The following is an 18,461-nucleotide window of genomic DNA, read 5'->3' as shown; positions in this document are numbered from 1 at the left end:
GCGGGGCGCCGCCCCGGGTACGGGCTCCCCCCACGTTCGCACGCCCCCCGCCCCCCGCGGGGCGCGCCGCGATTCACTGCGTCCGGCTTCCGTGCGCACCTTCGGTCCCGGTGCTGGGCCGAGCGCAGTGACTTGTGCGACAAACCGCATGGACGGAAGCGCTGGAGGTGCCGATGAGCGAACGCGGTGGAACCGTTCGGTGAACGCTCGGTGTGACAGTCGTCTCGTTCACCCAACCGGCATCGTCGCGACACTTCGAGGTTGCTGCGGCGCATTCTCGGACTGGCTTCATCGTGGATATGACTATTTCGTCCGTGCTGACAGCCTCGGCTCGACCGACGGAGTCCGGCGAGGAACGGTCGCGCTACTCGCTGGTGGTCTCCTCCGATCTCGACCACCGTGTCGCCGCGCAGCGCCTGCGCTACAACGTGTTCGCCAACGAGCCGGGCTTCCGGATCCCGGACGACGGCACCGGTTTGGACGCCGACCGTTTCGATGAGCACTGCGATCACCTGCTGGTGCGCGACGACGCCAGCGGGGAGTTCGTGGGCTGCTACCGGATGCTGCCGCCGGACAAGGTCGCCGCCGCGGGCGGGTACTACACGGCCACGGAATTCGATCTCGCGCAACTGGATCCGGAGGGCATGCGGATCGTGGAGATGGGCCGCGCCTGCGTGGTCCCCGACCACCGCAACGGCTCGGTGCTCACTCTCATGTGGGCGGGCATCCTGCACTACATCCAGCTCACCGGTTACGAATGGGTGATGGGCTGCGTGTCGGTGCCGATGCAGGACACCCCGGCCGATCCGCCCGGAGTGAACGTGCGCGGCGTGCGCGACATGCTGCTCGGCCGCCACGCCTCCGATCCGGAACGCCGGGTGCACCCGTACAACCCGGTTGTCGTCGACGGCAAGCCGCTGGACGAACTGACGCCGCCGCCGCGGCCGAAGCTGCCGCCGCTGGTGCGGGGCTACCTGCGGCTGGGCGCGGAGATCTGCGGCGAGCCCGCTCATGATCCCGCCTTCGCGGTCGCGGACTTCGTCGTGCTGCTCGGGCTGGACACCATCAACACCCGGTACCTCGACCGACTACGCGATGCCGCCGCGACCCTCGACGGGGGACGGTGAGGACCGTGGTCTTCGACGCGCCGCCCGCCATGTCCTCCGCGCACGCATGGATGCCGTTGAGCCCCTGTGGGCCCGGCTGTCTGGATTCGATCGACGAAGTCGGCCTGGCACGTGTGGCCGCCCGGCTGGCCGGGGTCGCCGGATTGCTGCTGAGCTTCCCGGTCGCGAACGCGGTGACGCCTCGCGGCAAGCGTGTGCCACTGCAGCGCGGTTACGCGCGCCTATTGCTCGGTTGCCTGGGCATGCGGCTGCGCGTAGTCGACAACCGGGTGGCCGCGGACGAGCGCGGTGTCGTCGATGAGGGCGACGCCGCGCTCCCTCCCGCCGGATTCGGAGCAGCGGACGGCGGCGTATTGGTCGTGAGCGGACACATCGGCTGGACCGATATCGTCGCGCTGGCCTCGGTGCAGCCGCTCGGGTTCGTGGCGCGCGCGGACATGGTGGACTGGCCGCTGATCGGCAACCTCGCCAAGCGGATGCGGGTGATCCCGATCGAGCGCGAGAGTCTGCGTCAGCTGCCCGATGTGGTGGCCGAGGTGGGGGCGCGGCTGGCCGCGGGCGAGCGGGTCGGCGTCTTCCCCGAAGGCACCACCTGGTGTGGCCGCGCCTACGGCACGATGCGTCCCGCGTTGTTCCAAGCTGCCGTGGACACCGGAACTCCGGTGCAGCCGGTTCGGTTGCGGTACCTGGACCGGCACGGCGTGCCCTGTACGGTGCCCGGGTTCGTCGGCGTCGACACCTTCGGCTCGTCCGCGCGACGGGTGCTGCGGTCGCGCGGGATGATCGCCGAAGTGGTGCTGGAGCCGGTACAGCAGCCCGGCACGGACCGGCGCGAGCTGGCCCGCCGCTGCGAGGCCGCCGTCCGCGACAGCGTCGTGTCGCGCCACGGTGCGCTGGAAGCCATGGAGTGGATCGAGGCGGGGCACACCCGGGTGCAGGACCCGTCGGTTGCGGCCGATGCGCCGGAAGTGGTTCGCAGGCCGCGCCGCCGCCCGGCCTTGCTGGGCCGCCGGGGTGCGGCCGCCGCGCGTTAGGAAGGGCGCAGCGCGTGGGTCCGGAGTCGCTGCCGCCGGAGTCCCGTGCTCATCCGCGAATCAGAACCGCGCGCCGCCCGTCCACACGAATCCGGAGCGAACCGCAGGCGGCTCGCTCCGGGAAACGTGAATCGACTCAGAAACCGCTGCCCGTGGGTGGCCGGAACCCGTGGTGCCAACCGTGCCTGCCGTGATCCCAGTCGTCGTGGCGTCCCCGATCCCAGTCGTTGTGCCGCCCGTGGTTCCACCTGTCGTGGCGGTGCCAGTTGCTGTGGTCGTGCCGGTTGCGGTGGTCGTGGCCGTGGCCGTGGCGGTGGCCGGGACGGCCGTGGGCCGGCTCGATCTGCTCGGCCGGCTCGAGCACGATCGGACTGGCCAGCGCCGGCACCGCGACGGCGGTGATCGGCATCAGGGCGAGTATGGACGCGGCCGCGGCGCGTGCCAGCACACGTCGAGTACGTCCATGGGGGCGTGGTTCCATCGGAACTTCCTCACATATCGATTCGTCCGGTAGTCGACCGCTCGGCGCACCGGCCCTGGATCCGCTCCGTGATCGGGCCGGGCAGCGATCAACACGTCATTTAACGTACCGCTATTTAGCGGTACATTCAATAGGGGAATACCCTGAGATTCGCGCCCCGACGGGGGTATTCGACGGCGCGGCGGCCCGGGAACGCATCCCTCACCGGCGCGCGAGCAGGGGGGAATAACCGGCTGACGGTGACGGCTATCCTTAACTGGTCATGAAGTCGGCTTTTTCGGGTCCGGTCAACGGTGCTGCGCCCCACACGGTCTACCTCGATCACGCGGCCACCACACCGATGCTGCCCGCGGCCATCGAGGCGATGACGGCTGCCCTGCGCACCACGGGCAACGCGTCGTCGCTGCACGGCTCCGGCCGCGCCGCCCGGCGGCTGCTGGAGGAGGCCCGCGAGTCGATCGCCGCCGACCTGGGCGCCCGGCCCTCGGAGGTCATCTTCACCTCCGGTGGCACCGAGAGCGACAACCTGGCGGTGAAGGGCATCTTCTGGGCGCGCCGCGACGAAGATCCGCGCCGGAACCGGATCATCGCCAGTTCGGTCGAGCACCACGCGGTGATCGACGCGGTGGAGTGGCTGGAGCGGCGCGAGGGCGCTGAGGTCACCTGGCTTCCGGTGGACGCCGAGGGCGTGGTCGCGCCCGCCACGCTGCGGGCCGCGCTCGCCGCGCATCCCGACGAGGTCGCGCTGATCACCGTCATGTGGGCGAACAACGAGGTCGGCGCCGTCCAGCCGGTCGGCGAACTCGCCGCGCTGGCTCAGGAATTCGGCGTGCCGATGCACAGCGACGCGGTGCAGGCGGCGGCCCAGTTGCCCATGGATTTCGCGAAGACTGGTCTTTCCGCGGCGAGCTTCGCCGGGCACAAGGTCGGCGGCCCGCACGGTGTCGGGGTGCTGCTGCTCGGCAGGCAGGTGCCGTGCGTGCCGCTGCTGCACGGCGGTGGGCACGAGCGCGACCTGCGATCGGGAACCTCCGACACGGCGGCGGCCATCGGGCTGGCGGCGGCACTGCGCCAGGCCGCGGCCGAACTGCCCGCGCGGACCGCCGAGCTGGTCGCGTTGCGGGAAGCGCTGATCGACGGCATCCGCGCGACGGCGCCCGAGGCGGTGCTCAACGGACCGGTCGGCGAGCGGCGCCTGCCCGGCAACGTGCACGTCACCTTCCCCGGTTGCGAAGGGGATTCGCTGCTTATGCTGCTGGACGCGGCGGGGATCGAGTGCTCGACCGGTTCGGCGTGCACCGCCGGCGTGGCCACGCCCAGTCACGTGCTGATCGCCATGGGCGTCGAGCCGTGGCAGGCGCGTGGATCGCTGCGGTTCTCGCTGGGACACACCTCGACGCGCGCCGATGTCGAGGCGTTGCTGGAAGTATTGCCGCAGGTGGTCGAGCGGGCCAAGGCCGCGGGTCTGGCCGGTGCGAAAGGAGGTGTCTGATGCGGGTACTCGCCGCGATGAGCGGTGGTGTGGATTCGGCCGTGGCGGCGGCGCGTGCTGTCGATGCCGGTCACGAGGTGGTCGGCGTCCATCTGGCGCTGTCGGCGACGCCGGGCACGCTGCGCACCGGGTCGCGCGGCTGCTGCTCGAAGGAGGACGCCGGTGACGCCCGGCGCGCCGCCGACGTGCTCGGCATCCCGTTCTACGTCTGGGATTTCGCCGACCGGTTCAAGGAAGACGTCATCGATGATTTCGTCGCGGCCTACGCGGCGGGCGAAACGCCGAATCCGTGCCTGCGCTGCAACGAGAAGATCAAGTTCTCCGCGCTGGCCGACCGAGCGGTGGCGCTCGGCTTCGACGCGGTGGTCACAGGCCACTACGCGCGGCTCGAGGACGGCGTGCTGCGCCGTGCCGTCGACGCCGACAAAGACCAGTCCTACGTGCTCGCGGTGCTGACCGCGCAGCAGCTTTCGCGCGCGATATTCCCGGTGGGCGACACGCCGAAGCCGCGGATCCGCGCCGAGGCCGCCGAGCGCGGCCTCGCCGTGGCGAACAAGCCCGACAGCCACGACATCTGTTTCATCCCCTCCGGTGACACCCGCGCCTTCCTCGGCGCGAAGATCGGCATCCGGCCCGGCGCGGTCGTCGACGCCGAGGGCCAGGTGCTCGCGCGGCACGAAGGTGTGCACGGATTCACCATCGGGCAGCGCAAGGGACTCGGGTTGCCGGGCCCCGCCGCCGACGGCAAGCCGCGCTACGTCACCGGCATCGACCCCGATTCCGGCACCGTCCACGTCGGTTCGGCCGACGACCTGCAGGTTCGAACCGTCGAGGCGGAGCGTGCGATCTGGACCTCGGGCTCCGCACCCGTCGGCCCGATCGAATGCGTTGCGCAGGTCCGCGCGCACGGCGGCACCGCGCCCGCGGTCGCCGAAGCGGTGGGCGACGGACTGATCGTGCGGCTGCGTGAGCCGCTGACCGGCGTCGCACGCGGCCAGGCCGTGGTGCTCTACCGGCCGGATCCCGAGGGTGACGAGGTGATCGGCAGCGGCACCATCTCCGGTACCGCACGGGATCAGGTGGCGAGTGAAGCGGAGGCCGAGGCGGCCCGGTGATCCGGACCGCCCCGCGTGGTGTGGCCTGCGACGCTGTCCGGTGTAGCCGCTGAGGACGGCGGAGTCCTGTAATGGCGGAATCGAACGGACGGAGTACGGGTGTACGAGACCGGCATGGATGACGTGGCGCAGGAGACCGGGACGGATGTGGCAACCGAGCCGGTTCGCGTTCCGGGCGGCATCGCCACCGGAGTCGGCTCCTGGCCGGGAGCCGATCCCCGCGAGGCCGCCGCGACTGTCGTCGGGGAACTGGGCGAGCTGCCACATCTGGTGGAGCTGCCCGGGCGCGGCGCGGGCGCGGATTCGATCGGCCGTGCGTCCGCGCTGCTGGTCGACCTGCGCTTCGACACCACGCCGAGGGGTTACCGGCTCGCGCCACGCCCGGGTTCGGTGTCCCGGCGGGCCCATGACCTACTGCGCGCCGATCTGGACGCGCTCGAGGAAGCATGGGAGAACGCCGGTTCGTCCGGCAGCGGACGGACGGTGAAGGTGCAATCGGCGGGCCCGCTGACCTTGGCCGCGCAAGTCGAACTACCCGGTGGGCATCGCGTGCTCACCGATCCCGGTGCGGTGCGCGACCTGTCGGAATCCCTCGCCGAGGGACTGGCGCAGCACGTCGCCGAGGTGCGCAAGCGGCTCGGCGCGCAAGTCGTCCTGCAACTGGACGAACCGTCGCTGACCGCGGTCCTGAACGGCTCGCTTGGCGGCGTGAGCGTGCTGAACACCGTGCGCGCCTTGCCCGAGCCCGAAGCGCTGGCCGTGCTGGACACGGTGATCGCCGCCCAGTCCGCGCCGGTCCTGGTGCACAGCTGCGCCGAGCCGCCCGCGCTCGGCCTGCTGCGCCGCAGTGCCACCGCGGGAATCGGCTTCGATCTGAGCACCATCGGCACCGGGCAACTCGACGAGGTGGGCGAGGCCCTGGAGGCGGGCAAACAACTGGTGCTCGGTCTCGTCCCGACCGAGGTACCGGCCGCAGCGGTCACCTGGCGAACGTTCGCCGAGCCGGGAGTGCGGCTGATCGATCGGCTCGGCTTCAGCCGCCGGACGCTGGCGCGACGGGTGGCGGTCAGTCCGGCATGCGGTCTGGGGGGTGTCTCGCTGGAGTGGAGTCGACGGGCATTGCGCTTGGCCACGGAGATCGCGCGCGCGTATGCCGAGGAGCCGGAAGAGCTTTCGTTCTCCTGACGTTCGCCGATGGGGATCGCATCGTGGCGGTGCCGGGCTCGGGTCCACCTTGCCTCAACCAGGGAAACAGACCGGTCGGAATCCGTACGATTGAGTGCGGCGACGTGCGCGAACATCCCGATGCGCTGTCGGTGGCCTCCGCTAATGTGCGATGCGTGAGTGACAGCGACAGCGCGGCGGCCCCGGCGACGGCAGAGCAGCGGGTTGAGTGGCAGCGACTCGCGGACGAGGTGCGTGAGCATCAGTTCCGCTACTACGTCCGGGATGCGCCGATCATCTCCGACGGCGAGTTCGACACGCTGTTGCGACGGTTGCAGGCCATGGAGGACGAACATCCGGACCTGCGCACGCCGGATTCGCCGACCCAACTCGTCGGCGGCGGTTTCGCGACCGATTTCACCGCGGTCGACCACCTCGAGCGGATGCTGTCGCTGGACAATGTGTTCGACGTCGACGAGCTACGCGCCTGGGCCGCCCGGGTGGAGGCGGAGACCGGGCCGGACCTGCATTACCTGTGTGAGGTGAAGATCGACGGCGTCGCCCTGAACCTGGTCTACCAGAACGGGCGGCTGGTCCGTGGCGCCACCCGCGGTGACGGACGCACCGGCGAGGACGTGACGCTCAACGCGCGCACCATCGACGACATCCCCGGCGAGCTGACCCCCAGCGACGAGTTCCCCATCCCCGCCCTGCTGGAGGTCCGCGGCGAGGTGTACTTCCGGCTGGAGGACTTCGAGACGCTCAACGCCGCCATCGTGGCCGAGGGCAAGCCGCCCTACGCCAACCCGCGCAACACCGCGGCTGGTTCGCTGCGTCAGAAGGACCCGTCGGTCACCGCGCGGCGCAGGCTGCGCATGATCTGCCACGGCTTCGGTCGCATGGAGGGCTACACACCGACCTCGCAGTACGAGGCGTACCGCGCACTCGCCGCGTGGGGCCTGCCGGTGTCCGAGCACAGCAGGCGGGTGCAGGGCATCGACGCGGTGATCGAACGGGTGACCTACTGGGGCGAGCACCGGCACGACATCGAGCACGAGATCGACGGCCAGGTGATCAAGGTGGACGAGACCGCGCTGCAGCGCCGCCTCGGATCCACCTCGCGCGCTCCCCGCTGGGCGATCGCCTACAAGTATCCGCCCGAGGAAGCGACAACCAAGCTGCTGAACATTCAGGTGAACGTCGGCCGCACCGGCCGCGTGACGCCGTTCGCGGTGATGGAGCCGGTGTCCGTCGCGGGATCCACGGTCGCGATGGCCACTCTGCACAACGCCTCCGAGGTCAAGCGCAAGGGCGTGCTGATCGGCGACACGGTCACCATCCGCAAGGCCGGCGACGTCATCCCCGAGGTGCTGGGCCCGGTGGTGGACGCCCGCCCCGAGGACGCGCGCGAATTCGTCATGCCGACGCACTGCCCCGAGTGCGGCACCGAATTACGTCCGGAGAAGGAAGGCGATGCGGATATCCGCTGCCCGAATCAGCAGTTCTGCCCGGCGCAGTTGCGTGAGCGCGTCTACCACGTGGCCGGCCGTGGCGCCTTCGACATCGAGGCCCTCGGGTACGAAGGCGCGATCGATCTGCTGAAGTCCGGCGTCATCACCGACGAGGGTGATCTGTTCGACCTGGACGAGGCGGCGCTGCTCACCACCTCGTTGTACGCCAACAAGAACGGCAGCCTGTCCGCCAACGGCAAGCGGCTGCTGGAGAATCTGGCCGCCGTCAAGGACCGTCCGCTGTGGCGGGTGCTCGTCGGCTTGTCCATCCGGCACGTCGGTCCCACCGCGGCTCGGGCGCTGGCCGCCGAATTCGGCAGCCTGGACCGCATCGAGCAGGCGTCGGTGGAGGAACTGGCCGCCGCCGACGGCGTGGGCCCGACCATCGCCGCCGCGGTGGCGGAGTGGTTCACCGTCGACTGGCATCGGGCCGTGGTGGCGAAGTGGCGGGCCGCCGGTGTGCGGATGGAGGACGAACGCGACGAATCCATCGAGCGCAACCTCGAGGGCCTGTCCATCGTGGTGACCGGTTCGCTGCAAACCTTCACCCGCGACGGCGCCAAGGAGGCGATCCTGGCGCGTGGCGGCAAGGCCGCGAGTTCGGTCTCGAAGAAGACCGCGTTCGTGGTGGTCGGGGACGCGCCGGGATCCAAGGCCGCCAAAGCCGACGAACTCGGGGTACCGATTCTCGACGAGGAGGGATTCCGGCGGCTGCTGGCCAGCGGGCCCGAAGCAGTCGCGCCGGAGACGGTCGCGGAGGACGCCGAAGCCGAGGAGTGACCGGCGCGTCAGCCGATGCGGCTGCGCGCTCGCTCGGGCGCCGATCGGACCGGGATGCGAGTGGTCGGCACAGCGCGTCGTGCTGATCGGTTGAAACGGGCGGCCGCCATCGCGCCCCGGCGCTCCCTCGCGTCGCTCTGATCGCAGCGCGGAATGCTCAGCGGGGCAGAACCGTTCGCCGAGCGTCTGGTGCTGGGCCCATACAGCAGCCGTGGAGACCGGCTATCGGTGGCACGAGTCCGGCGACAGCGCTCCGGTGTTCGGGCCGCCGACTCAGTTGACCGTAACTGTGGCGCCCAGTTGACCCGCGATGTCGAACCGCCCGCAACGCCCGGAACTCAGTTCGAGTTTCTGCGTCGTCAGCTTGCCGCGGCGGTTCTTGAACGTCGCCTCGGCGGACACGTCCGCGCTCGGCGTCGAGCACACCTTCGACACCACGCCGGGCGGGTCGTAACTGACCGTCCCTGCGCCCTGGCAGGTGTTCGTGCTGTCGGCCAGGAACACGCGTGCGGTGCCCTCCGGACACGGCGCGTCCGCCACCGCTTCCGGCGCCACGACCAGCGTGCCCAGCGCCAGCGCGGCGGCGACCGAGCTGCCAACCACAAGACGACGAATCGTCGGCCCCATCGATACCCTCATCCCATCGAACATTCCGGCAGTACGCCGTGGAAACGACCGCGGCGTGCAGGCATGCTAACCCGCTATCACCGGAGTTGTCCCGACGACCGACCTCGACCCGTGCGGGTACAGCAAGTCGTCCACGGCGAGTTCGGCGTCCGCGTAGCCCACGGGAATGTGGTCGCCGGACCGGTACCTGGTCCGGGAGCGATAGCCCTGGGCAGTCGGCTCGGTGTGTTCGTAAATCACGTCTTTGGTGACGACCCAATAGACCGGATACCCAGCGCGGCTGTAGAGATCTGCTTTGCGATTGAGATCCTGTAGCACCGTTTCGTCGGAGACTTCGACGACGAGCAGTACGTCGGAAGCTGCCCAGACGGACAACTTCGTGCCGATCATGTCGACCGGTTCGGCGTCCGACCGAAGTGCCCAGCAGTCGGGATCGGGCAGGGAGTCACCGGTGGGCAGCGTCGCCGTGGTCACTTCCACGCCGGCATGCGGGAGCCGACCGACGATCCGGCCCACTGTGAACCCGTGCCAGTCCCCGATTACCACCGGCCATACCTCCCCCTCGACGAGTTCGACGCGATGGTCGAACGCGCCCGCCTCCCACGCGCGCAGGAACTCGCTGCGCGTCCAGCGGTAGGCGATCGCGACTGCCCCCGCCGACGTGCACAGAGCGCGCTCCGCGGTGGTGGTGAGGCGTTCCACGGCGTCCTCGACGTCGAGTCCGCGTCCGGTGATCAGCAGGTCGAGGCTTTCGAAGCTGGTCAGCGCCCACAGGATGTCGGTGGCCCATTCGACCGAGACGTCCTCGCGGAGGACGCCCGCCGCGGCGAGGCGGTTGGCCAGATGGGCGACGCCGCCTCGTCGGTCTTCTTCCATGCGGCGCACCGCCTCCGCGGCCGAGGTCGGATCCAGCCGGTCCATCGCGTGCAGGACTCGATAGATCTCGAGATCGCGCGCCTTCATGCGGCCGGCCGCGGCGATGGCCGCGCGCAGATGAGTGCGGGGATCGTCGGAACCGACGGCGGCGGTCAGCTCCCGGATGCCCGTCCGCTCGGACAGGTCGGAGACGAATGCGTCGAAAAGTCCTGCGCGAGAGCCGAAATCGACATAGATCGTCGAGCGGGACACACCTGCGATCCTTGCCACCTTGTCGAGGCTCAGCTGCTCTGTCGGGGCCTCGCGCAACCGCTGCGCCACGGCGTCGAGGATGTTTCGCCGGGTCTGTTCGGCGCCCTCGGCCCGCGCGACTTGGTCGTACTTGCGCTTGCTCATGCGTTTCATCCTTCCATATTTCAGTTGACAGTCTGTCCGACTAAAGCTCACTATTTGACAAGACATACTGTTCGATGAAATGGAGACAAAGGGATGGACCCGTCCGTACGAAGAGCCGGCTACGGTCTGCTCGCCCTCTGGCCGACGGGGCTCGTCCTCGTCATGGCCCACTCCGAGCACTTGATGACCACACCGGTGTTCGTGCTCTCGGACGCGATCTATGTGCTGGGCGCGGTGGTGCTCGTGCGGCGCCTCGCACCGGCCGCGGAGTGTGCCGCGACGACGTTCGTGCTGGCAGGGATCGGCTTGTTCGCTGTCTGCGGGTTCACCGGCGGTCCCACGGCCCGCCACACCTCGTCGATGATGGTGAACACCGCCGCGCTGCTCGTCATGTCCGTGGCGCTGCTGACCGGCGCTGCCGGACTGCTGCTGCGGCATCGGCGCTCTGCTTCGATACACACGGCGGTGCCCGCGGTGGTGCTACTGGCGATCGGCACCTGCGGGTTCTGCATGAACCTCCTGGCTCGCTTCGCGATCGTGCTCACGGGCGCAGACCAGCAGCAACTCATGGTCGAGGAAACACACTGGATGGCCGCGCGATACCTGCGCGGCCTGGAAGGCCCCGCGGACTTCATCGGTTACATGTTGGTCTGGCTGGATCTGGTGCAGATCGGATACATCCTCACCGCGTACCTGGCGGCAGCGGCTCTGGCACGGGTGATGGCAATGGAATCATCGGTGGTTCGGCACGCGGGAGTGGTCCTCACTCGCATCGGCTACGGGCTGGCGGCCACCTTGTCGGCCGGTGCCGTGCTCGCCGTCGTCATGCCGCGGTCGGTCGACGAGGTTCCCGCGACCGTCGCGTTCGTCACCAGCATCCCGTTCATGGCGACGCTGGTTCCCTTCGCTCTCGGCGTGGCGGTGCTGGCCGCCGCCGGTAGCCGTGCTCGACAGACTCAGGAGCTGAAATGAACGTGGTGACAGCGCTTGTCGCGGGTGTGCCGGCGTGCGCCGTGGCCGGTTCCGGGGTGGCGACCCTCGCGCGTCAGCCGAAGCTCGTCGGCATCGTCGCCGCGGTCGGCTTTCCGGTGCGGCGGATGTGGATGCTGGGGGTGGTCGAGCTCGCCGCGGCCTTCGGGTTGGCCTTCGGGCTCTGGTGGCGGCCACTGGCGGTAGCCGCCGCCATCGGGCTGGTCGTCTACTTCTGTGCGGCGATCGGGATGCATCTGCGCATGCGGCAGCGCGATATCGCCGCGCCGGTCGTATTCCTTCTGTTCTCGGTCGTGGTCCTGGCGCTCTCGGCGGTCGGCTTTTGAACGTAGCGTGCGCATCCGCGCGGTACGTTGCCACCTCGGCAGGCACCGCGACTCGCCGCTGCCGGACTGTCGAGCCGAGTGTCGACCACGCCGGAACGGCCTCTACCACTAAGGACATCAAACGTGCTCAACGACAATTTCCCGCGCTCGAACGCCTATCACCCGGACTGGGTGCGGTCGGGCGTCAGCGGTGGAGCCAACCCCCTGTGGCTCACCGAATGGCTGACAGAAGCCCTCGACCTCCGGCCCGGCATGCGGGTGCTGGATCTCGGATGCGGGCGAGGCGCGTCATCGGTGTTTCTGCACCGGGAGTTCGGCGTTCAAGTGTGGGCGGCGGATCTGTGGTTCGGCCCCGACGAACGCGCGGCCCGCTTCCGCGACGCGGGCGTATCGGACGACGTGTTCGCGATCCGCGCCGACGCGCGTGCCTTACCGTTCGCCGGGGAGTTCTTCGACGCCATAGTGAGCATCGATTCGTTCGTCTACTACGGCACCGACGACCTCTATGCCAATTATCTGGCCGCCTACGTCCGGCCCGGCGGGGCGATCGCGATCGCGGGCGCGGGTCTGACGCGTGAGATCGACGGACCGCTTCCCGATCATCTGCGGCCCTGGTGGGAGCCGAGCATGGCTTGCCTGCATTCGGCGTCCTGGTGGCAGCGGCACTGGCGGCGCAGCGGCGTCCTCGACGTCGACACCGCCGACACCATGTCCGAAGGCTGGCTGCGCTGGCTGGACTGGCAGTACGCGGTCGCGCCGGAGAACACGGTCGAGATCCGCGCGCTCGAACAGGACGAGGGCAGGTATCTCGGTTATGTGCGCGCCGTCGCGCATCGCACCGACGCCGCCCTCGACCCGCCGATCACCTCCGTGACCACCACTTATCAGCGGCATCCACTGCTGCGGGCGAGCCGGTAGGAAACGGCGTGCGCGCTCGGCGCGGATCGCGGGTGTCACCGGGCTGATGTCGCCCCACCGCGGCGCAGACGGAAGTATGGCGGCATGCTGCGCAGTTTTCAGGTGACCAACCACAGATCGCTGGCCGACGAGCAGGAGTTGCGGCTCACCAAGGGAAGCGGGCCGGTGGCCGTGCCGGTGACCGCCGTTCACGGCGGCGCCGCGGCGGGCAAGACGAACCTGATCGATGCGCTCGGGCACATGCGCGACGCGGTGCTGCATTCGGTGACCGGGTGGGACCCGTACGCGGGTCCGGTGCGGGCGCCGCATCTCGGATTTCCGGAGCGCCCTTCGGAATTCGTGGCGGCGTTCGTCGCCGAGGGCGTGCCCTACACCTACGGGTTCCGGTTGGACAACGCCGACGTGACCGCCGAATGGCTGCACACCCACCCGCGCTCGCGCAAGCGAATCGTGTTCGAGCGCAGCGGGGAACAGATCAAGGTCGGCCCGATGTTCGAGGCAGCGCGCTACGGGATCACCGCGCTGGCTCCGCTGGTGCGTCCGAACGCCCTGCTGCTCAGCCTCGCGGGCCAGATGTACTCCGACGCGCTCGTGCCCGCGTATCGATGGTTCGAGTCCATGCTCGAGGTGCAGCGCGGTCCGGTCGAACCCGACGCCATCGCCCACCGGGTGGGCAGCCACATCTCCCGGTCACCGGACAACGCGGCCCGGCTGCTGATGTTGTTGCGCACGGCCGAGCTGGGCATCACCGACCTGCTGCTCGCCGAGCACGACCCGATGTACGCCGACTACCTGCGCGAACTGGACGCCGACATCGCCGGCCTCGGCAAGCAGATCGACCTGTGCGCCACCTCGCCGGGCTACGGCGACCAGTTGCTGCGCGAGAGCGGCCTCACCGTCGTGCTGCTCGAGCGGGAGCTGACCAACCTGAAGGCGGCGCGTGACGCCCTGTACGCGCGGATGGTGGCCCGGCGCGGCGTGGGCCTGCGCTTGGTGCACGACGGCATCGACAACCCGTTCGAGATCGGCGACGAGTCCAGCGCCACCCTCTCGTTGCTGCGGGTCCTGCCCGCCATGCTCGACGCGCTGGACGCGGGCCGCGTCCTCGCGGTCGACGACATCGGCGCGCGCCTGCCCGCCGAGGAGACCGACCGGTTGATCCAGCTGTTCCAGAATCCGGAGACGAATGCCCGTGGCGCGCAATTGATTTTCACCACCGACAACCGGATGCTGATCGATCGGGGCAACGGACGTTCGCAACGCACCCGCTCCTCGGTCTGGCAGGTGCGGCGCACCGATCAGGGCACCAGCGAGCTCGCGCCCGTATGAGGCGCACCTAGCATGGGGGCATGCTGGAGTTCGCCTCGCTGCTGATCCTGACCGCGGTGCTGGTCTCGCTGATCGTCTTCGTGATCCGCGGCAGGCGGGGCTATCAGCCGGCGAACCCGGAGGAGGGGACGCTGTACATCACCGGCGTGAGCCCGCAGCCGGACGCTCCCGGTGAGCAGTACGTGACCATCACGGGGAAGCTGACCGGTCCTTCGGTCCCCGGCAAGGTCGTGTACGGCCGCTTCGTCTGGGACACGAAGTCCTGGCCGGCGACCGGCGATCTGCTCACCGTCGTCTATCCGGCGGGCAAGCCCGACCGCTGGCAGATCTCCCGGCCCGGCTGAGGACGCCACGGCCGATGGCATCATGCCGGATATGGATGTATGTGACACCGAGGTCGTCGTCCGCACGGCGCGGCCGCAGGATTACGAGGCGGTAGGCGAGCTGACCGTGGAGGTCTACGTCGGCGAAGGGTACGTGCGGCCGGACAGCCCGTACGTGCACGAACTGGCCGATACCGCCCGGCGCGCGACCTCCGCCCGGGTCCTCGTCGCCGTCCATGCCGATCGAGTCGTCGGCTCGCTCACCGTCGCGCGTCCCGGCACGCCTTATGCGGAGACCGCGCTGCCGGACGAGTTGGAGTTCAGGATGCTCGCGGTCGCGCGATCGGCACGCGGCCTCGGGGCCGGAACCGCGTTGGTGCGCAGTGTGATCGATATGGCCCGAGCGGAAGGCTTCGCCGCCGTCGCGTTGACGACCATGCCCGCCATGGCCCACGCCCGTCGGATCTACGACCGCTTCGGCTTCCGCCCTGTCCCGAGCCGGGACTGGCACACCACTGTGGGTGACCCGCTGCACGTCCTACGGCTGCCGGTGGACTCGGCGGGAGCGATTCAGGCCGATTGAGTGCGGCCGCGAGGCTGGGATCAGCCGAGAACGGTGGCGACGATTCCCGAGAGATAACCGAGCCGGGCCACCTCGGAGGGCCGGAAGTCGGGGCCGCCCGGGCGGCCGAGCAGCAGCACCTTCCCGGAGTTGCCGAGCGGAGCGGCGGCCAGTTTGGTATCCATGTCGCGCCAGATCTCCGGCACCCAGTCGGCTTCGGGATCGAGCACGGTGGGTTTCTCCAGCGGCATCCACGGCGCCGAACCCGCCTGTGTCTGTGGCGCGCTCGGGCTGCCGACCACCCGGTAGGCTCCCTGCGGCCCGACGTCGATGATCGTGCTCCAGCCGACCCGCAGTACTCGCGGCACGCCGTCCACCAGCACCTGCATCCGGTCGTCGCGGGCGCTGGCCACCTGATCGATGAGCTCGAGTTCGCGGTGGGTGTCGAGCACGCCGGAATACGGGCGGATCGAGTCCACGTGCACGTCGCCGATCGATTCGGCGGCGGTGATGAGAGTATCGGGGAGTGCGCCGGAGGGGACCTCGACGACCAGGTCGTCGACGGCGTACCCCGCGCCGCGCTCGACCACATCCAGCGAGAGGATGTCGGCTCCGACGGAGCCGAGTGCGAGGGCGAGAGCACCCAGGCTTCCCGGTCGATCCGGAAGTTGCACGCGGAGCAGATACGACACGTGCGTTTCCTTTCTTAGAGCGGCCGAGGCTCTGGACGGATACCCGGGTGACGCAATACTTACACCCCTTACGGCCGGTTATCGAGTCGAAGCCCGTCCAGTGACGTACGCCACTCGGCAAATTCGCGCCGCGGCGGCGTGTCGTGCTATCCGGCGACGTCGTGTCGCGGCTGAGCGGGGGTTGCCGGAGACACGCTGGGCGACGGTCGCGCCGCCGTGCCGACGAAGCACGGGTGCCGGGTGGTGACGTGGTCGCCGGTGGCTAGGCTGTGTGCGTTGAGCACAGTTGATAACGAAGCCGAAAGGGGTCCCGCGGTGCCCGCCATCTCCCGTGACGAGGTCGCACACCTCGCCCGGCTGTCCCGGCTCGCGCTGTCCGACGCGGAACTGGATCAGTTCGCCGGACAGCTGGATTCGATCCTGAGCCACGTGCGGACCATCTCCGAGGTCGCCGCCGCCGACGTCCCGGCCACGGCCTCGCCGAATCCGGCGACCAATGTGACCCGGCCCGACGAGGTGGTGCCGGGCCTGACCCCGCGTGAGGCGCTGGCCGCGGCCCCCGCGGTGGACGAACAGCGGTTCATGGTCCCGCAGATCCTGGGAGAAGCCGAATGAGCGCGACGGCCGGGCCGGACCTGACCACGCTGTCGGCGGCCGAGCTGGCCGACAAGATCCACGGCCGCGAACTGTCCTCGGTGGAGGTCACCCAGGCGCACCTGGATCGCATCGCCGAGGTCGACGGCGAGTACCACGCCTTCCTGCACGTCGCGGGAGAGCGGGCGCTCGAGGCCGCGGCCGCGGTGGACGCCGCGATCGGCTCGGGCGCAGAGCCCGCCTCGCCGCTGGCCGGAGTTCCGTTGGCGCTCAAAGACGTTTTCACCACCACGGACATGCCGACCACCTGCGCGTCGAAGATCCTCGAAGGCTGGGTGTCGCCCTACGACGCGACGGTCACCAGGCGGCTGCGCGAAGCGGGCATCCCGATCCTCGGCAAGACCAACATGGACGAGTTCGCCATGGGCTCCTCCACCGAGAACTCCGCCTACGGCCCGACCCGCAACCCGTGGGACGTCACCCGCATCCCGGGCGGCTCGGGCGGCGGTTCGGCGGCCGCGCTGGCTTCGAACCAGGCGCCGCTGGCCATCGGCACCGACACCGGCGGCTCGATCCGCCAGCCCGCGGCCGTCACCGCCACCGTCGGCACCAAGCCCACCTACGGCACGGTGTCGCGCTTCGGCCTGGTCGCCTGCGCGTCGTCGCTGGATCAGGGCGGTCCGTGCGGCCGCACGGTGCTGGACACCGCACTGCTGCACGAGGTGATCGCCGGCTACGACCCGCGCGATTCCACCTCACGGGACGTGCCGGTGCCACCGGTTGTGGCGGCCGCGCGAGCGGGGGCGCAAGGCGATCTGCGCGGGGTCAGAATCGGCGTGGTGAAGGAACTGCACTCCGACAGCTACCAGCCCGGCGTGCTCGCCTCCTTCGACGCCGCCGTGGCGGTGCTGAAGGATCTCGGCGCCGAGGTGGTCGAAGTGTCCTGCCCGCACTTCGAATACGCGCTGTCGTCCTACTACCTGGTGATGCCGTCGGAGGTGTCGTCCAACCTCGCGCGCTTCGATGCCATGCGCTACGGCCTGCGCGTCGCCGACGACGGGCAGCACAGCGCCGAGCAGGTCATGGCGGCCACCCGTGCGGCCGGGTTCGGCCCCGAGGTCAAGCGCCGCATCATGATCGGCACCTACGCGCTGTCGGCGGGCTACTACGACGCCTACTACGGCCAGGCCCTCAAGGTGCGCACGCTCATCGCCCGCGATTTCGACAACGCCTACGAGCAGGTCGACGTACTCGTCTCGCCGACGAGCCCGTTCACTCCGTGGAAGCTGGGCGAGAAGGTCGACGATCCGCTGGCCATGTACCTGTCGGACCTGTGCACCCTGCCGACCAATCTGGCCGGCCACCCCGCCATGTCGGTCCCGTCCGGTCTGAGCGAGGACGACGGCATGCCCGTCGGTCTCCAGATCATGGCTCCCGCCCTCGCCGACGACCGCCTCTACCGGGTGGGCGCGGCCTACGAAGCAGCCCGCGGACCCATCGCCTGACGTTGCTCTCGGAGCCGCTCGGTTCCTCGCACCGGTGACACGGACTGCGCGGAATCGAGCGGTTGCACTGGACGCCGCACCGGCCTACTTCGCGCCTGACCGGGCGGGCTGCCGTCGCTGCCCGGTTCGCTCACGAGGCTCGCAGCGACTCCGCCTGCTTCTGGATGCCGTCGGTCATGCCTTGGAAGCCGCGCCGCAAATTCTTGCCGAGCAGGGCCACGACCACGGGATGCAGCCATCCGCCGAGTTCGAAATGCGACTCGTAGCGGGTGTGGTCGTCTCCGAGCGGCGTCACGGTGTGCGAGCGCAGGCTGCGCAGGGCGCCAGGGGGGACCGGCTTCATCGAGTAGCTGAGTTCGCGGCCGGGTGTGTGCGAGCGAATCCATTCGCGCTGCTTGCGCGGGCGCGAACCGGAGAGGCGCACGAGCATGTCGATCGGCTCGCCGGGCACCAGCGAACTGCTGCACTCCGTGACGAACGGATTCCACTCGCCGTAGCGCGGGAAGTCGGTGATCACCTGCCACACCAGTTCGGCGGGAGCGTCGATGTCGGCGGTGAGGTCGATGACGAAGGTCATGCGGAAATTAGAACATGTTCTATGACGGCTCCGCGCGGGCGC

19 protein-coding genes are annotated in these 18,461 nt (G+C 69.6%); 14 read left to right on the top strand and 5 right to left on the bottom strand.

Annotated elements, in window-relative coordinates; all coding sequences use genetic code 11:
* Window positions 1-299: 299 nt before the first annotated feature.
* Both M8859_RS02570 and M8859_RS02565 read left to right on the top strand, forming a co-directional pair.
* The gene (locus tag M8859_RS02570; RefSeq protein ID WP_159920183.1) at window positions 300-1,127 is read left to right on the top strand and encodes a GNAT family N-acetyltransferase; all 828 of its coding nucleotides are present in this window, start codon (window positions 300-302) and stop codon (window positions 1,125-1,127) included.
* A gap of 5 nt (window positions 1,128-1,132) precedes the next feature.
* Window positions 1,133-2,161 (top strand): lysophospholipid acyltransferase family protein, encoded by a 1,029-nt coding sequence (locus M8859_RS02565; RefSeq protein ID WP_249643691.1) that lies wholly within the window; start codon window positions 1,133-1,135, stop codon window positions 2,159-2,161.
* Between the two features lie 136 nt (window positions 2,162-2,297).
* On the opposite strand, the gene M8859_RS02560 is transcribed toward M8859_RS02565, so the two are convergent.
* On the bottom strand, window positions 2,298-2,642 hold the full coding sequence (locus M8859_RS02560) for a hypothetical protein (protein WP_249643690.1): 345 nt from the start codon (window positions 2,640-2,642) through the stop codon (window positions 2,298-2,300).
* 262 nt (window positions 2,643-2,904) lie between these two features.
* Here M8859_RS02560 and M8859_RS02555 point away from each other — a divergent pair, with 262 nt between their 5' ends.
* The 4 genes from M8859_RS02555 to ligA all read left to right on the top strand — a co-directional run bounded on the left by M8859_RS02555 (window position 2,905) and on the right by ligA (window position 8,704).
* Complete coding sequence (locus M8859_RS02555) at window positions 2,905-4,134, top strand: cysteine desulfurase family protein (RefSeq protein ID WP_249643689.1); 1,230 nt, start codon at window positions 2,905-2,907, stop codon at window positions 4,132-4,134.
* Window positions 4,134-5,249 carry a tRNA 2-thiouridine(34) synthase MnmA gene (mnmA, locus tag M8859_RS02550; RefSeq protein WP_249643688.1) on the top strand — a complete coding sequence of 372 codons (1,116 nt, stop codon included), beginning with the start codon at window positions 4,134-4,136 and terminating at the stop codon, window positions 5,247-5,249. The genes M8859_RS02555 and mnmA overlap by 1 nt, the downstream gene beginning before the upstream one ends.
* A 114-nt stretch (window positions 5,250-5,363) precedes the next feature.
* Window positions 5,364-6,434 (top strand): methionine synthase, encoded by a 1,071-nt coding sequence (locus M8859_RS02545; RefSeq protein WP_159920370.1) that lies wholly within the window; start codon window positions 5,364-5,366, stop codon window positions 6,432-6,434.
* A 155-nt stretch (window positions 6,435-6,589) separates the two neighbouring features.
* Window positions 6,590-8,704: an NAD-dependent DNA ligase LigA gene (gene ligA, locus M8859_RS02540; protein ID WP_159920175.1), complete on the top strand. Its 2,115-nt coding sequence runs from the start codon at window positions 6,590-6,592 to the stop codon at window positions 8,702-8,704.
* 273 nt (window positions 8,705-8,977) lie between these two features.
* Here the strand turns inward: ligA and M8859_RS02535 are convergent, their stop codons facing one another.
* Both M8859_RS02535 and M8859_RS02530 read right to left on the bottom strand, forming a co-directional pair.
* Complete coding sequence (locus M8859_RS02535; protein ID WP_249643687.1) at window positions 8,978-9,307, bottom strand: hypothetical protein; 330 nt, start codon at window positions 9,305-9,307, stop codon at window positions 8,978-8,980.
* A gap of 90 nt (window positions 9,308-9,397) precedes the next feature.
* A complete protein-coding gene (locus M8859_RS02530; RefSeq protein ID WP_159920171.1) occupies window positions 9,398-10,603 on the bottom strand; it encodes a Uma2 family endonuclease in 1,206 nt (401 codons plus the stop codon).
* 93 nt (window positions 10,604-10,696) lie between these two features.
* On the opposite strand from M8859_RS02530, the gene M8859_RS02525 reads away from it, so the two are divergent.
* The 6 genes from M8859_RS02525 (at window position 10,697) to M8859_RS02500 (ending at window position 15,072) form a co-directional block, all read left to right on the top strand.
* The gene (locus M8859_RS02525; RefSeq protein WP_249643686.1) at window positions 10,697-11,575 is read left to right on the top strand and encodes a hypothetical protein; all 879 of its coding nucleotides are present in this window, start codon (window positions 10,697-10,699) and stop codon (window positions 11,573-11,575) included.
* Window positions 11,572-11,919 carry a DoxX family protein gene (locus M8859_RS02520; RefSeq protein WP_159920167.1) on the top strand — a complete coding sequence of 116 codons (348 nt, stop codon included), beginning with the start codon at window positions 11,572-11,574 and terminating at the stop codon, window positions 11,917-11,919. Before M8859_RS02525 ends, M8859_RS02520 begins: the two co-directional genes overlap by 4 nt.
* Window positions 11,920-12,042: 123 nt before the next feature.
* Complete coding sequence (locus M8859_RS02515) at window positions 12,043-12,837, top strand: SAM-dependent methyltransferase (protein ID WP_159920165.1); 795 nt, start codon at window positions 12,043-12,045, stop codon at window positions 12,835-12,837.
* 84 nt (window positions 12,838-12,921) lie between these two features.
* Window positions 12,922-14,166: an AAA family ATPase gene (locus M8859_RS02510; protein ID WP_195069323.1), complete on the top strand. Its 1,245-nt coding sequence runs from the start codon at window positions 12,922-12,924 to the stop codon at window positions 14,164-14,166.
* Between the two features lie 20 nt (window positions 14,167-14,186).
* Entirely contained in the window at window positions 14,187-14,510 is a 324-nt protein-coding gene (locus tag M8859_RS02505; protein ID WP_195069322.1) for a hypothetical protein, read from the top strand.
* 22 nt (window positions 14,511-14,532) lie between these two features.
* The gene (locus M8859_RS02500; protein ID WP_370523761.1) at window positions 14,533-15,072 is read left to right on the top strand and encodes a GNAT family N-acetyltransferase; all 540 of its coding nucleotides are present in this window, start codon (window positions 14,533-14,535) and stop codon (window positions 15,070-15,072) included.
* A 20-nt stretch (window positions 15,073-15,092) separates the two neighbouring features.
* On the opposite strand, the gene M8859_RS02495 is transcribed toward M8859_RS02500, so the two are convergent.
* Window positions 15,093-15,743 carry an ACT domain-containing protein gene (locus tag M8859_RS02495; protein ID WP_159920157.1) on the bottom strand — a complete coding sequence of 217 codons (651 nt, stop codon included), beginning with the start codon at window positions 15,741-15,743 and terminating at the stop codon, window positions 15,093-15,095.
* A gap of 315 nt (window positions 15,744-16,058) precedes the next feature.
* Between M8859_RS02495 and gatC the strand changes: the two genes are divergently transcribed.
* On the top strand, window positions 16,059-16,358 hold the full coding sequence (gene gatC, locus M8859_RS02490; RefSeq protein ID WP_159920368.1) for an Asp-tRNA(Asn)/Glu-tRNA(Gln) amidotransferase subunit GatC: 300 nt from the start codon (window positions 16,059-16,061) through the stop codon (window positions 16,356-16,358).
* A complete protein-coding gene (gene gatA / locus M8859_RS02485) occupies window positions 16,355-17,842 on the top strand; it encodes an Asp-tRNA(Asn)/Glu-tRNA(Gln) amidotransferase subunit GatA (protein ID WP_195138985.1) in 1,488 nt (495 codons plus the stop codon). Before gatC ends, gatA begins: the two co-directional genes overlap by 4 nt.
* 130 nt (window positions 17,843-17,972) lie before the next feature.
* Here the strand turns inward: gatA and M8859_RS02480 are convergent, their stop codons facing one another.
* Window positions 17,973-18,419, bottom strand: coding sequence for an SRPBCC domain-containing protein (locus tag M8859_RS02480; protein ID WP_249643685.1), 447 nt, complete (start codon window positions 18,417-18,419; stop codon window positions 17,973-17,975).
* Window positions 18,420-18,461: the final 42 nt, after the last annotated feature.

It is taken from the genome of Nocardia sputi (assembly GCF_023501985.1).
Note: the sequence above shows the minus strand (reverse complement) of the source record. Positions and strands in the feature narration are given on the sequence as shown.